The sequence below is a fragment of the Xanthomonas cannabis pv. cannabis genome, from assembly GCF_000802365.1.
In the GTDB taxonomy this organism is placed as follows: domain Bacteria; phylum Pseudomonadota; class Gammaproteobacteria; order Xanthomonadales; family Xanthomonadaceae; genus Xanthomonas; species Xanthomonas cannabis.
The window spans coordinates 15,035-28,717 of the sequence record NZ_JSZE01000018.1 but is presented as its reverse complement, the minus strand read 5'-3'; the positions used below and the strand labels follow the sequence as shown (position 1 = coordinate 28,717).

Annotated in this window: 9 protein-coding genes; 3 read left to right on the top strand and 6 right to left on the bottom strand. The window is 68.4% G+C overall.

Going from position 1 to position 13,683, the window contains the following annotated elements:
• The first annotated feature begins 131 nt into the window (after positions 1-131).
• Together OZ10_RS22810 and OZ10_RS04605 are read left to right on the top strand one after the other, a co-directional pair.
• Positions 132-1,388 (top strand): LLM class flavin-dependent oxidoreductase, encoded by a 1,257-nt coding sequence (locus OZ10_RS22810; protein ID WP_052209966.1) that lies wholly within the window; start codon positions 132-134, stop codon positions 1,386-1,388.
• Positions 1,389-1,565: 177 nt separating this feature from the next.
• A complete protein-coding gene (locus OZ10_RS04605) occupies positions 1,566-1,898 on the top strand; it encodes a DUF6172 family protein (protein WP_039407940.1) in 333 nt (110 codons plus the stop codon).
• Between the two features lie 423 nt (positions 1,899-2,321).
• Here OZ10_RS04605 and OZ10_RS04600 read toward each other — a convergent pair whose 3' ends face one another.
• The 6 genes from OZ10_RS04600 to OZ10_RS04575 all read right to left on the bottom strand — a co-directional run bounded on the left by OZ10_RS04600 (position 2,322) and on the right by OZ10_RS04575 (position 11,734).
• Positions 2,322-3,599, bottom strand: coding sequence for a DEAD/DEAH box helicase (locus OZ10_RS04600; RefSeq protein WP_039564021.1), 1,278 nt, complete (start codon positions 3,597-3,599; stop codon positions 2,322-2,324).
• A gap of 235 nt (positions 3,600-3,834) precedes the next feature.
• Complete coding sequence (locus OZ10_RS04595; protein ID WP_039564020.1) at positions 3,835-5,436, bottom strand: dihydrolipoamide acetyltransferase family protein; 1,602 nt, start codon at positions 5,434-5,436, stop codon at positions 3,835-3,837.
• Positions 5,433-5,816: an SH3 domain-containing protein gene (locus tag OZ10_RS04590; RefSeq protein ID WP_039407948.1), complete on the bottom strand. Its 384-nt coding sequence runs from the start codon at positions 5,814-5,816 to the stop codon at positions 5,433-5,435. Before OZ10_RS04590 ends, OZ10_RS04595 begins: the two co-directional genes overlap by 4 nt.
• A gap of 1 nt (position 5,817) precedes the next feature.
• Positions 5,818-6,888, bottom strand: coding sequence for an alpha-ketoacid dehydrogenase subunit beta (locus tag OZ10_RS04585; protein WP_039407951.1), 1,071 nt, complete (start codon positions 6,886-6,888; stop codon positions 5,818-5,820).
• Positions 6,881-7,969: a pyruvate dehydrogenase (acetyl-transferring) E1 component subunit alpha gene (gene pdhA / locus OZ10_RS04580; protein ID WP_039407955.1), complete on the bottom strand. Its 1,089-nt coding sequence runs from the start codon at positions 7,967-7,969 to the stop codon at positions 6,881-6,883. The genes OZ10_RS04585 and pdhA overlap by 8 nt, the downstream gene beginning before the upstream one ends.
• A gap of 177 nt (positions 7,970-8,146) precedes the next feature.
• On the bottom strand, positions 8,147-11,734 hold the full coding sequence (locus tag OZ10_RS04575) for a lamin tail domain-containing protein (RefSeq protein ID WP_039564019.1): 3,588 nt from the start codon (positions 11,732-11,734) through the stop codon (positions 8,147-8,149).
• A 490-nt stretch (positions 11,735-12,224) separates the two neighbouring features.
• Between OZ10_RS04575 and OZ10_RS04570 the strand changes: the two genes are divergently transcribed.
• The gene (locus OZ10_RS04570; RefSeq protein WP_039412771.1) at positions 12,225-13,112 is read left to right on the top strand and encodes a tryptophan 2,3-dioxygenase; all 888 of its coding nucleotides are present in this window, start codon (positions 12,225-12,227) and stop codon (positions 13,110-13,112) included.
• Positions 13,113-13,683 lie beyond the last annotated feature (571 nt).

The following is a 13,683-nucleotide window of genomic DNA, read 5'->3' as shown; positions in this document are numbered from 1 at the left end:
CGGCCTGCCGCCCCGCGATGCCATGCGGCATCCGCGCCGGCGCGCGGTCCCGGCGACGGCGCATCACTGCATCGCCCTGGGCGCGGACGGTTCAGGCCACTGCGGGCAGTGCGGCAGCTGCCGGGAGTGCGATGAAACCGCACATGCACCTCACCGTGCAGATGGCGGCCGGATACGGGGTGGAACCGGGAAGCTGGCGCTGGCCAGGGGAGAACCCGGCGGCGTTCATCGACGTGGACACCTTCGTCAAGGCGGGCCGGATCGCCGAGCGGGGCCTGGTCGATGCCTTCTTCATGGACGATCGTCCCGGCATTACCAACGATCTGTCCGGCGAGCCGCCGCACAGCGGGCTGGACCCGCTGGTGGTGCTGGCGGCGATGGCGGCGGCCACCGAACGTGTCGGACTGGTCGCCAGCGTCTCCACCAGTGTCAACGAGCCTTACACCATCGCCCGGCAATTGCGCTCGCTGGACCATCTCAGCCAGGGGCGCATGGGCTGGAACGTGGTGACCACCAATGCGCCGGCGGCACTGCAGAACTATCTGGCAAGCGCGCCCCGACCCGAGCACAAGCATGTGCGCGCGCGCGAAGTCTGGCAGGCCGTGCTGGCGCTGTGGGGGAGCTGGCCCGACGATGCCCTGCTGCTGGACGTCGCGGCCGGCCGCTTTGCGGCGATGCACCGGCTGCGTCCGATCAACTTCCGTGGCCGCCATGTCGCATCGCGCGGGCCGTTGGGCCTGCCGCCTTCGCCGCAGGGCATGCCGGTGGTGTTCGCGCCCGGCGATGGTCCGTATGGATTCCGGTTTGCCGCACCGGGCGTGGAGGCGGTCTACAACCAACCGCTGGATCTGGCCGCGGCACGCCGCTACTGGCGCACGCTGTCCGAGGCGCTGCGGCGCCAGTCGCGTGCGCCGGACGAGGTGACCGTGTTCTCCTCCGTGGTCACCTCGCTGGCGTCCAGCGAGCGTGAGGCGCTCGACCGTCGCGCTGCACTGGACGCGTTGGGCAACCCGCAGGCACGCCTGCGCCAGCTCGCGGCGATGCTCGGGGTGGAGGCCGAGCAGCTCGACCCCGACCGGCCGATCCCCGTGCAGAGGCTGCCGCAGCCGGTTCCCGCCAGCGCCGATCCGCGTGCGCAACGCGCCTACGTGCTGGCGCTGCAGGGGTGGTCGCTGCACGACATCCTTGCGCATGGCGTACTCGGCCATCACCCCGTCGCCATCGGCACGCTTCCTGGAAGCCTGGTTTCGCGCCGACATCGGTGGCGGGTTCACCATTCTCCCCGACGCGGGCCTGGGTGCCCTGACCGATTTCGTGGAGCAGGTGGTGCCGATCCTGCAGGCGCGTGGCCTGTTTCGTCAGCGCTATACCGGGCAGACCTTGCGTGACCATCTCGGCCTGCCGTACCGCAACGGCCCGGTGCCGGGCTGAGCCCCGTCTACCGGCGATCGCAGGGTGCCGCCAGGTTGGCGGTGGTGAGGGCGCGCCGGCACCGCCGCGCCACGATTCACCCAGACCGGCCACGTGGCCTCACAATAGGCGGCCAGTTCCCAACCGATCTCGCCATGCGCAAGACCTACCAGCTCAACCTTGAAGGCAAGAACCGCGATCGTCTGCTGGAGTCCAGCAAGCACGATATCCGCAAGTACATCCGTCGCGAGCGCCGCAAGGAGTTGCCGGAAGGTGCGGACTACTGGGACTTCGACATGCGCTTTGGCGTGGACGAAGCCAGTGCGCAGCCGCTGCCGCCGGCAGAGCTGATCCGCGCGATCAACACGCTCACCAGCGAAGGTGGCGACCAGTTCTTCGTGGAAATCCTGCGCAAGCCCGCCAAGCGTACCCCGCGCACCGACGGCGATGCGCTGGCCGGCGGTGAGCTGGATTTCGAGCAGGACTGAGCGCCGCTCTCATGACGACTGCGCCGCCGCCATGACGGCGCGGCCGGTGCACTGGACCGGCATCTAACACGCGTGCAGCGCAGTGCCCTTGCAGCGTCCACTCCTAGCTGTTGGCTGCTGTCGTGCGCTTGAAGCGCGGCTTTCATCGCGGTTGCGCAGCGGCCGGGCAGGCGATGCTGCAGGCCGGAAAACGGCTGCACCCTGCAGGCGCTGAGGTTGCGCTGCGGCGTCCGTAGCTGACGGATGCGGCTCGCCAGGTTGTACGCCAGCTTCGTCGCGCTCCGCACAAGGCGGCATTTGTCGCCATGTGGTTAGCGGCGAACCGGACCTGCGCGGCTGTACTGCGGCAACGGGGTCCTGTCACCGCGCGTCGCCCGCGGATCGAGGTGCCTGCGCAACGCGATGTGCCGCGCTGCTGGCGCGTCAGTCCGGTTTGCCCGCAGCCTGCGCAGCCGCGCGCAACTTGTCCTTCTTGCTGGGCCGCTTGCCCTTGATGCCGCCGTTGTCGTCGGCTGCGCGGATGGGCGCGCCCGCAGCGGGCGCGTCGCCGGGCGTCGGTTCGAAGCCGGGGACGATCTCGGGGGCGACACGCAGCGCCTGGCGTTTTTCGATCAGCCGCCATTGCTGGGCGTTGTCGGCGGTGACGAAGCTGATTGCCACGCCGCTGGCGCCGGCGCGTGCGGTGCGCCCGATGCGGTGGGTGTAGTCGACGGTGGAGCGGGGCAGGTCGTAATTGAGCACCGCCGGTAGCGCGTCGATGTCGATGCCGCGCCCGGCCAGATCGGTGGCCACCAGCACTTGCACCTCGTGCTGCTTGAACGCGCGCAGCGTGCGTTCGCGGCGGCCCTGGCTCAGGTCGCCATGCAGCGGCTGGGCCGTGATGCCGGTCTTGCCCAGTTTTTCGGCGACCTTCTCGGCGGTGTGGCGGCTGGCGACGAACACCAGCAGCTGCGGCCATGCGTGTTCCTGCAGCAGATGACGCAGCAACTGCGTGCGTTGGCCGGCATCCACCGTGATCGCGCGCTGTGCGATTGCCGGTGCCTGCTCCGGCGTGGCCTCGATGGTGATGCGCAGCGGGTCGCGCAGGCGGCGTTTTGCCAGCGCGGCGATGGCCGGCGGATAGGTGGCCGAAAACAGCACGCTCTGCCGCTGCGCAGGCAGCAACGCCAGGATGCGATCGAGCTCGGCGCCGAAGCCCAGCTCCAGCAGGCGGTCGGCTTCGTCCAGCACCAGCGTGGCTACCCCGCTCAGGCGCAGCGCGTTGTGATCGACCAGATCCAGCAGCCGGCCTGGCGTGGCTACCACGATGTCGGCGCCACCGCGCAGTGCGAGCAGCTGCGGATTGATCGAACTGCCGCCGGTGGCGAGCACCGTCTTCAGGCGCCGCGGCAGATGCGCCGCCAGCTGGCGCAGCGTGTCGTCCACCTGTGCAGCCAGCTCGCGGGTGGGCACCAGTACCAGCGCGCCTAGCACGCGCGGTGCGCTCTCCGGCGCCAGCATGCGTTGCTGCAGCAGCGGCAACGCATAGGCCAGGGTCTTGCCCGAACCAGTCTGCGCCATCGCAATCAGATCGCGTCCGGCCAGCATCGGCCCGATGGCCTGTTGCTGGATCGGCGTGGGCGTGCGCACGCCGGCCTTGGCCAGCGCGGTGTCGAAGAACGGCTGCAGCTGCGGCGACAGCGAGAGATTGGAAAATGACATGCGCCGATTATCCAGGCATTGCACTGCAATCGCTTGGTCGCCCCCTCGATCGGGGTGTCCGGCGAACACTGCGTCGGTCCGCAGCGGCCTTGCCGCCAGGCCGCAGATCGCCGCTCGACAACTCAGCCGCGCGACAATCCAGGCTCGCAACCGCCGAATCGTTGGCGTGCGGATGGCAGCCGCCAGGCTAGCCGCGCCCATCCAGCGATGGGCAAGGCCAGTTGCCCGCTGCGCCTCAGCTGGCCAGCGCCAGATCGTCCAGCATCGCGCGCAGGAAGCGCGCCGCTTCGCCGCCGGTGGCGGCGCGGTGATCGAAGGTCAGCGACAGCGGCATGACCTTGTGGGTTTCCACCCCGCCCATGACCGGGGTGAGCTGATAGCGCGCACGGCCGGCAGCCACGATCGCCACGCACGGCGGCACCACCACCGGTGTGGCATAGCGGCCGGCGAACATGCCGAAGTTGGACAGCGAGATGGTGTAACCACTCAGTTCGGAGGCGGCGATGCTGCGGCTTTCCACCTGCTGGCGCAGGCGGTTGACGCCCTCGCGGATGCCGTGCGCGTCGAGCATGTCGGCATTGCGCAGCGCGGGCACGAACAGGCCTTCTTCGGTGTCCACTGCGATGCCGACATCGACCTGATGGTGCAGGGTGCGGCTGAGTGCATCGCCATCGAACCAGGCGTTGAGCGCGGGCACTGCCTGGCACGCGCGCACGATGGCGCGCACCAGGCGCACGGTGACGTCGTTACCGGGCTGCCAGGCATGCAGGTCGGCGTCGTCGTTGAGCGTGGTCGGCACCACCTTGCTGTGCGCATCGGCCATCACACGTGCCATGTTGCGGCGCACGCCCTTGAGCTGTTCGGGCTGGCCCTTGGCGCTGATGCCGGGTGATTGGGTGCGCATCGGCTTGCCGCTGGCTGAGAGCGGCGAGCGGGCAGAGCTGCCCTCATCCGCCCTGCGGGCACCTTCTCCCGCAGGCGGGAGAAGGGTCGCTGCTCTGCCGTCGGCAGCGATCCCAGCGGCTCTCCCACCGCCAGCGATCGAATCATATCTCCCACCGCCACCGATCGAACCACCCCTCCCACCGTCACCGATCGGACCATCTCTCCCACTGTCACCGATCGAGCCGCCTCTCCCACCGCCAGCGATTGCACCACCTCTCCCGCTTGCGGGAGAGGTCGGCGCGCCATGCGCGCCGGGTGAGGGCTGCGCGGTGCCGGCGGCGGCTGCCTGCTTCACATCTGCCAGCGTGACCGTGCCGTCCGGTCCGGTGGCACGCACCTGCGCCAGATCCACGCGCAGCTTGCGCGCCAGTGCCCGCACCACCGGCATCGCGCGCACGCCGCCGACGGCGATGGCCTGCTCGCTCTGCACGGTGTCGGAGCTTTGCATCGCGCCCACCACGGTGCCGGCGTCGTCGCGCTGCCCGGTGCCGGCGTCGGCATCGGCAATTTCGCCGCCGTCATCGGAGGCCACCACGCGCTCGGTGGGGCCGGCCGCGCTCTGGCCGGTGCTCGGTGTCGTGGCCTGGGCGGCGCCGTGACCATGCCCGTGGCCGGTGTCCTGGCCATCGGCGCGCTGCGGCTGCGAGGCATCCAGCGCAAACTGCGCCAGCATGGAACCGGTCACGATCACATCGCCGGCCGCGCCGGCCAGCTTGACCACGGTGCCGGAGAACGGCGAGGGCACGTCGACCACCGCCTTGGCGGTTTCCATCGACACCAGTGGCTCGTCCAGGCGCACGCTGTCGCCCTCCTTGACGAACCATTCGACGATGGTGGCATCCGGCAGGCCTTCGCCCAGGTCCGGCAGATGAAACGTCTTGCTTTCGCTCATGGCAGATTCTCTTGCGCCGCAGGCACGTGCGGCGTGGTGTCGTCGAGGAGTTCCAGATCGGCCGCCGGCAGCCAGCCCTGCGCGCCATCGGCACGCTCGGACCACCACCAGCCACCATGTTCGTGGTGCAGCAACACGTCCTCGCCGGTGTCGGCGGTGAGTTCGCGTGCGTCGTAATCGTGTAGCGCTTCGGCCATGCCGTCGCCCAACGGGCGCAGCCAGGCCAGCGGCGCCCAGCCGGCACGGCCGTCGTCGGTGGTGACCCAGGCGAACGCCGGCCATTCTTCATCGCGTACACCCACGCTGACCCGCTGGCCGGCCTGGAAGCGGACCGGGTTGGCGTAGGCGGCGCGGTGCGTGCAGAGCAGACGGGCGCGCATGTCAGCCGGCAGCCACGGCGCGCCGTGCGGCAGTGACGATGCGCTCCACGCTGGGCAGATACTTCATTTCCAGCCGGAACAGCGGGATATGCGTGTCGTAGCCGGTGACGCGTTCGACCGGAGCGCGCAGGTCGTACATGGATTTTTCCGCCAGCTGCGCGGCGATTTCCGCACCGAAGCCGGCAGTGCGCGGGGCTTCCTGCACGATCACGCAGCGGCCGGTCTTTGCCACCGATTCGGCGATGGTGTCGAAGTCCAGCGGGCGCAGCGTGGCCACGTCGATCACTTCGGCGCTGATGCCGTCGCCGGCGAGTGCGTCGGCCGCTTCCAGCGCTTCCTTGACCTGCGCGCCCCAGGTGACCAGGGTGACGTCGGTGCCGTCGCGCAGCACGAAGCACACATCCAGCGGCAGCGCCTCGCCGTCGTTGGCCACCACTTCCTTGTACTGGCGGTAGATGCGCTTGGGCTCCATGTAGATCACCGGGTCCGGGTCGCGGATGGCGGCCAGCAACAGGCCGTAGGCGCGCTGCGGCGAGGACGGCAACACCACGCGCAAGCCGGGCACGTTGGTGAAGATGGCCTCGTTGGCTTCGCTGTGGTGCTCCGGTGCGCGGATGCCGCCGCCCCACGGCACGCGCAACACCATCGGGCAATGCAGACGGCCACGGGTGCGGTTGCGCAGGCGCGCGGCGTGGCAGATCAGATGATCGACCATGGGATACACGAAGCCATCGAACTGCGCTTCGGCCACCGGCTTCATGCCCTGCGCGGCCAGGCCCACGCTCAGGCCGGCGATGGTGGTTTCGTCCAGCGGAGTGTCCAGCACGCGTTCGCTGCCGAAGCGCTGCTGCAGGCCGGCGGTGGCGCGGAACACGCCGCCGTTGACGCCGACATCCTCGCCCAGCACCAGCACCGCGGGGTCGTGTTCCAGCTCCCAGGACAGCGCCTGGGTGATGGCTTCGATCAGGGTGATGGGCGAGCTCATGGCGATTTCTCCGCGCGTTGCAGCGGCGTTGTAAGGGGCACTGGCGTGCTGCGACGTGTCGGCGGGCGCATGCTTGAGCTCATCCATGACGCGTCTCCAGGGCCATCACCTCGGCGCGCTGTGCCAGCAATGCGGCCGGCGGGTCGCCATAGAGGTAATCGAACATCGCCTCCACCGGTTGCACCGGCGTGTTCAGATACGCGTTGACCTCTTCGTCGATGCGCGCGCCGCATTCGGCTTTCCACGCGTCTTCCTGCGCCTGGTCCCACAGGCCCTGCGCGGTGAGATAGCGGCGCAGGCGCAGCAGCGGCTCGCGGGTCCAGGCCTGTTTGACCTCGTCTTCGCCACGATAGCGGCGCGCGTCGTCGGCCGTGGTGTGATCGGTGAGGCGGTAGGTCATGAACTCGATCACCGTGCCGCCGTCGCCGGCCAGCGCACGCACGCGCGCCTGGCGCATGGCTTCGAGCACCGCAATCAGGTCGTTGCCGTCCACCTGCAGGCAATGCAGGCCGCCGGCCAGGCCTTTTTGCGCCAGGGTCTGCGCGCCGGTCTGCGCCGAACGCGGCACCGAGATCGCCCAGCCGTTGTTGATCACGCACAGGATCAGCGGCAGCTTGTAGGCACCGGCCGAATTCAGTGCGGCATAGAAGTCGGTCTTGGAACTACCGCCGTCGCCGCAGCAAGCGACCGCCACCTGTGGCTTGTTCTGCAGCTTGAACGACAGCGCCGAGCCGGCTGCATGCAGGCACTGGGTGGAGATGGGCACGCAGATCGGGAAGTCGATGGCCGCATCGGCGTCGCGCGGATAGTCGCTGCCGCGCTCGTCGCCACCCCAGTACAGCAGCACATCGCGCGGGCGCACACCGCGCTCGAACATGGTGCCGTACTCGCGATAGCTGGGCGCGAACACATCGCCGCTGCGCATCGATGCACCGATGCCCACGTGGGTGGCTTCGTGGCCAAGGCTGGCCGCGTAGGTGCCGAGCTTGCCGGTGCGCTGCAGGGCCACCGACTTGGTGTCGAAGGTGCGCACGAACAGCATGCGCTTGAACAGGGCGAGCAGGGTCTGCGGATTGGCGGCGTCGGCCGGAAGGTCGTCGCGGACGAGGTTGCCGTCCGCATCCATGTATTGCAGATAGTCGATCTGGAACTGCGCGGCTACGCTCATTGCGGCGACACCTTCATCAAGAAGTTTCAAATGATATGAGTTGCCATGTTAAGGACGGCGGAGCAAAACGCTGTCCTGCACCGCAGCACACAATGATGCTGGGATGCACAAAAAAAAGGGCGCGGACCAGGCCGCGCCCTTTGTCGCAGTAACCCACTGCGACGTGTTGCAGTGCGATCAGCGGCGGCTGTTGCCCCCGCCGATCGGGGTGACGATCAGCGCCGTGTTGTCGGCCGGATTGGCATCGGGCGAGCTGGAGCTGGCCGTGGCCTGCACCCGCACCGCGCCTTCGGCCGGGAGTGGCTTGGTTGCCACGGTCAGCTGGAAGGCGGCCTGCGCGCCGGGCAATACCACCGCCGCAGTGCTGCAGACGAAGCGGGCGCTGCGCAGCGATTGCACCTGCTTGTCGCAACGCCAGCCCTGCGTGGCCACCAGCTGCGACAACGCCGACACCGTGTTGCCTTCGATCACCAGGCTGGGGCGTTGCGCCGGTGCGGCGCCGATGTTGCTCAACAGCACGCGGTAGCTGGCATTGAAGGCGGTGGTCGGCAGACTGGTGGGGCCGTCGAAACGCACCGCCAGGTCGCTGCGGGGTTGCGGCCGTGCCTGCACCGAGACCGTCGCGGTGTCGGTGTTGTTGTCCGGCTGCGGGTCGGGAGACTGCGAGGCGACCGACCCGGCCAGCATCACGGTGCGGCCTGCCAGTTCCGAGCCAGTATCGAGTTGCACCGCAAAGCTCTGCATGGCGCCGGGGTTCAATGCGGGCAGATTGCAGGTGAACGTGGTCTGCGTGGCATTGGTCTGGTTCTGGCAAATCCAACCGGTCGGCGCTGTGATACGTGCCCGCACCGGCAGGTCGAACACCAGCGCCAGTGCTGTGAACGGTGCCCGATCCGGCCCACGGTTTTCCACATCCACGGTGTAGTCGATGCGCTCGCCTTCGGTGACCTGCGCACGTGCGGCCGTGACTGCCACGCCCAGGTCCGCATTGACCTGCTTGGTCATCCGCAACAGCACCACGGTGGGATCGTGATCTGACAGGCGCGTGGGCGTATTTGCATCGTTGCGCGCAGTGCCGGGGAAGTCGGCATTGATGCGGGCGTGGCCGACCGAGAGCGAGGCGATCTGCGGCGTGCGCATCAGGGCGTCGTTGGCCAGGATGTGATCCAGCGACTGCACGTTGCCGTCGAAGGCGTACGAGTAGCTCTGGTCGGGCGTGTTGAACCAGGTCAGGTCGGTGTAATCCGGGTTGACCAGATCGGCGCCATCGCCGGCCACCACGGTCTGCGCATCCGGCGCCGGTTTGCCGGTGACGGTGCCCATCGCATCCACATAGCCGTCGTTGAATTCGAAGGCGTTGAAGTCGCCCATCACCAGCACTTTTTCGTCAGGGTTCAGTTGCTGACGCGTCTGCAGCAGGCGCGCCAGATACTCGGCCTGGGCCTGGCGTTTGGCGCGGATGCGGGTGCCGGCCGCGTCGTCGGTGTCGGCGCCGTTGAGCGAGCGCTGATGCACCACGATGGCGGTCAGCGGCAGCGTGCGGCCATCGGCCTGATGCACGTTGGCGCTGAGCACCAGTGGCGGGCGGTCGTTGAGCAGGCTCACGCCACCGCCCGGTTCGGTCCAGGTGGCGGTCTTGCCTTCCTGCGCGATGGAGAGCACTTCTACACGCGGCACGCCGCCGGCGACCCAGGCGGTCTTGACCAGGAAGCCGACGTCGATGCCGCCGACGTCGTTACCTTCCTGCAGGTAAGCCACGTATTGCGGATTGGACTGCCCGCCGGCCACTGCGTCGGCATTGATGCGCGCCGCCAACGCCTGCAATACGCTCAGGCTTTCCACTTCCACCGTGCCCAGGATATCGGGCAGATGCAGATAACGGCGGATCGCCAGCGAGGCCTTGTTGAGGCGGGCCTGGAACGCGGCCGGCGTGAGTACCGGTTCGCCGATCGCCGGGTCGTTCTGGTCGTCGAAGAAGCGTTCCATGTTGTAGGTCGCCACGGCCACATCGTCGGGCTGCGGCAGCGGTGCCGGACGCGGTTTATCCGCATCGTTGCAGCTCACCTGCGGGGTACGTTCCGGGTATAGCGTGTAGCGGCGGAAGCTGTAATCCAGCGGGCCGACCACATTGAACACCAGGCAGCCGGAGGCCAGATCCAGCCGCTCGCCACCCACGCCGGCACTGCCGACCGCGATCACTTCCGGGTTGGTATTCCAACGCGGCACCCCGGCTGGCGACCCGGCCGGCAGCGGGTCGGGCAACTGCACGCCCGGCTCGCGGAAGGCGCGCGGCACGCCGGTAACCACCGCATGGAACACGCCATTGCTGGTGGCCGTGGCATTGGTCTCGTTGACGCTGCCGCCGGGGGGCGCATTGACGGTGAGGCTGGCGGCGGCCACGCGCATGCCTTCCAGCGCTTCGAGCTGGTCATAGGCGCCGTTGGGGTTGGGGAAGTCGGGGCGCAGGATTATCGGCGAAGGCAACGGGTTGCCGGTGGAATCGGCCAGCACGGTGACGCTGCCGCCGATTTCGGTCAGCGGTGGCTGGGTGGGGTCGGCGGTGGGCACGTATTCGATCACCGTGCCCTGCACGCGCACCCGGTTGCCGATGGCGGCCGCTTCCGGCGGTGCGCTGCCGGTGTAGACGTAGACGCCTTCGGAGGTGGCCGGGTCGCCATCGGCTTCGGTATCCGGCGCCTGCAGGAAGAACCCGGCGCTACGGCGTGCGGTGACGATGCCCGAGGTGGCGACGACCTGGCCGTCCAGCGGCGAGCGGGCACCCTTGCCCTGGATGGCGTGGATCGGCAGCAGGCTGAAGTCGTCGTTGAGGATAGTGCCGGTGGCACTGAGCGTGGCCGGCAGCGCACCGGTAACCGCGCTGATCTGCAGGCGGAAGCTTTCATCCGGCTCGGCGATGGTGTCGCCTACCACGTCCACCGCAATGCTGGCAGTGCGTTCGCCAGCGGCGATGCGCAGGGCAGTGGCGGGCAGGGCGACATAGTCGCTGCCGGCGGTGGCGGTGCCATCGACGGTGGCAGCGGTGAAGCTCACCCCGCCGGCACCGGCCGGCTGGCTCAGGCTCAGCGTGAACACGACGCTGCGGGTGCCGGTATTGCCCTCGGCCTGGCTGACATCGGCCAGCGTAGCGATCGGTTGGCCGCCGCCGCTGCACAGGCGCGCACCGCTGGCGCTATTGCGCGGTGCCGGCGCACCGGTGGCGAAATCGGCTGCGTTGTTGTCGGTGTCGGTGCAGCCTTCATTGCCGCGCAGCACCGCCAGCGTGTTGCTGGGCGCTGCCGTGGGTGCGTTGCCTTCGGCGCAGCTGGCATTGCTGCCGTAGCCGACCAGATCCGCGTAACCGGTGGGGCAGGTGCCGCTCAGCGCAGAGGCGCTATTGCTCAGCGCCACCTTGCCGGCGGTGCCGCTCATGGCCAGCGTGCCGGTGGCATCGGGCGTGGGCAGCGCCACGCTGCCGCCGCTGCCATCGGCCTGCTTGACCAGGTAGTAGCCGCCGGCCGGCACGCTGCCTGCCAACGGGGTGACCTGCCAGCTGCTACCGGCAGCCGAGGCGTACTGCACCGACCAGCCGTCCAGGCTGACTGTGCTGCTGCCGATGTTGTGCAGCTCGATGAAATCGCTGCGGAGGGTGGCGCCGCTATTGCCGCCACCGCCGTAAACCTGGCTGATGACGACCTGGGCATTGGCATGGCCGGCTAGCGCCAGCCCACACAAAAGTAAGGCTGCACGACACTGCAACACTGGCATGAGATGAGAGTCCCCTGGATCCTTGAGACGTGAAGCGCTCCCCTGGTCCGGCCACGTCCCTGGCCGGCAGCGCCGTTCGATTCTGCATGAATTTGCAGACCTAGGTTGACGATAGGGTGACAGCGGCGCAGTGGATGCGACTGCGCCGGACCCCTGCTGAGTGGCTCAGAGATGAAAGAAGCGGCCTCGACGCGGAGGGCCGAGCGTGCCACTCGTGCGTACGGGTTTTCTACGAGGTACCTGCGCAGGTATCTCGCTGGCCCCGATCCCCTCAGGGAAGCCCGCCGGGGCTGCAAGCAGCCAAGCCAAGGCCGACATGGCCATGGCCGAATACTCCCCGCCATCCGCCATCCGCCATCCGCCATCCGCCATTCCTCATCCCCCATTCCCCATTCCCCATTCCCGAATCCCGAATCCCGAATCCCGAATCCCGAATCCCGAATCCCGGCCGCTGCGCTACCCTGCGTGGCCCGATCTTCAGCGCTGCGCCATGCCCGTCGACAAGAACCTGCGTGACCTGGAACCCGGCATCCACACCGATCTGGAGGGGCGGCTGACCTACGGCGGCTATCTGCGGCTGGACCAGCTGTTGTCCGCGCAGCAGCCGCTGTCCGAGCCGGCGCATCACGACGAAATGCTGTTCATCATCCAGCACCAGACCTCCGAGCTGTGGCTGAAGCTGCTGGCGCACGAACTGCGCGCGGCCATCGTGCACCTGCAGCGCGACGAGGTCTGGCAATGCCGCAAGGTGCTGGCGCGCAGCAAGCAGGTGCTGCGCCAGCTCACCGAACAGTGGTCGGTGCTGGAGACGCTCACGCCCAGCGAGTACATGGGCTTTCGCGATGTGCTCGGCCCCTCGTCGGGCTTTCAATCGCTGCAATACCGCTACATCGAGTTCCTGCTCGGCAACAAGAACCCGCAGATGCTGCAGGTGTTCGCCTACGACCCGCAGGGCCAGGCGCGACTGCGCGACGTGCTGGAAGCGCCGAGTCTATACGAGGAATTCCTCCGCTATCTGGCGCGCTTTGGGCATGCGATTCCGCAGCAGTATCAAGCGCGCGACTGGACCGCCGCGCACGTGGCCGACGACAGCCTGCGCCCGGTGTTCGAGCGCATCTACGAAAACACCGACCGCTACTGGCGCGAGTATTCGCTGTGCGAAGACCTGGTGGATGTGGAGACGCAATTCCAGCTATGGCGCTTCCGCCACATGCGCACGGTGATGCGGGTGATCGGCTTCAAGCGCGGCACCGGCGGTTCCAGCGGCGTGGGGTTTTTGCAGCAGGCGCTGGCACTGACATTTTTCCCGGAACTGTTCGACGTGCGCACGTCGGTGGGCATGGACAGCCGCCCACCGCAGGGCAGTGCGGTACGTTAGAGCGCGCTGAAGCCCCTCTCCCGGCGGGGCGATAAGGCATTGCTTGCGCGCACGGGCGCGCTTGCCTTGGAGCGCCCGCGCCGCGAGCGCGGGCCGGGGCGCGGAGCGGGGGTTGGGGTGAGGGTACGGGCTTCATCCTCTTGGATCAGCCAGAGCCAAAGCGAGTCCCGCAATCGGCACCATCCAGCGGCACCGCACCCTCATCCGCCCTACGGGCACCTTCTCCCGGCGGGGCGATAAGGCATTGCTTGCGCGCACGGGCGCGCTTGCCTTGGAGCGCCCGCGCCGCGGGCGCGGGCCGGGGGTTGGGGTGAGGGTACGGGCTTCATCCCTATGGATCAGCCAGAGCCGAGGCATGTCCCGCAATCGGCACCATCCAGTGGCGCCGCACCCTCATCCGCCCTACGGGCACCTTCTCCCGGCGGGAGAAGGGACGGCGCGGCGGCGGTAGGGGATAAGGATGGTGGTCACTGCCGACGCAGACGCCTCGGCACCATCCTGGGCCCAGGCAATGGTCTCGCACACGCAGGTGGGAGACCCATCACAGCTGCCAAATCGCGCCCAATCCAAC

What these genes read in the sequence shown, in the direction of transcription:
- OZ10_RS22810 (WP_052209966.1), top strand. Translation starts at nt 132, where the DNA reads ATGAAACCGCACATGCACCTCACCGTGCAGATGGCGGCCGGATACGGG.
- OZ10_RS04595 (WP_039564020.1), bottom strand. Translation starts at nt 5,436, where the DNA reads ATGAGCGAAAGCAAGACGTTTCATCTGCCGGACCTGGGCGAAGGCCTG.
- OZ10_RS04570 (WP_039412771.1), top strand. Translation starts at nt 12,225, where the DNA reads ATGCCCGTCGACAAGAACCTGCGTGACCTGGAACCCGGCATCCACACC.
- OZ10_RS04605 (WP_039407940.1), top strand. Translation starts at nt 1,566, where the DNA reads ATGCGCAAGACCTACCAGCTCAACCTTGAAGGCAAGAACCGCGATCGT.
- OZ10_RS04590 (WP_039407948.1), bottom strand. Translation starts at nt 5,816, where the DNA reads ATGCGCGCCCGTCTGCTCTGCACGCACCGCGCCGCCTACGCCAACCCG.
- OZ10_RS04575 (WP_039564019.1), bottom strand. Translation starts at nt 11,734, where the DNA reads ATGCCAGTGTTGCAGTGTCGTGCAGCCTTACTTTTGTGTGGGCTGGCG.
- pdhA (WP_039407955.1), bottom strand. Translation starts at nt 7,969, where the DNA reads ATGAGCGTAGCCGCGCAGTTCCAGATCGACTATCTGCAATACATGGAT.
- OZ10_RS04600 (WP_039564021.1), bottom strand. Translation starts at nt 3,599, where the DNA reads ATGTCATTTTCCAATCTCTCGCTGTCGCCGCAGCTGCAGCCGTTCTTC.
- OZ10_RS04585 (WP_039407951.1), bottom strand. Translation starts at nt 6,888, where the DNA reads ATGGATGAGCTCAAGCATGCGCCCGCCGACACGTCGCAGCACGCCAGT.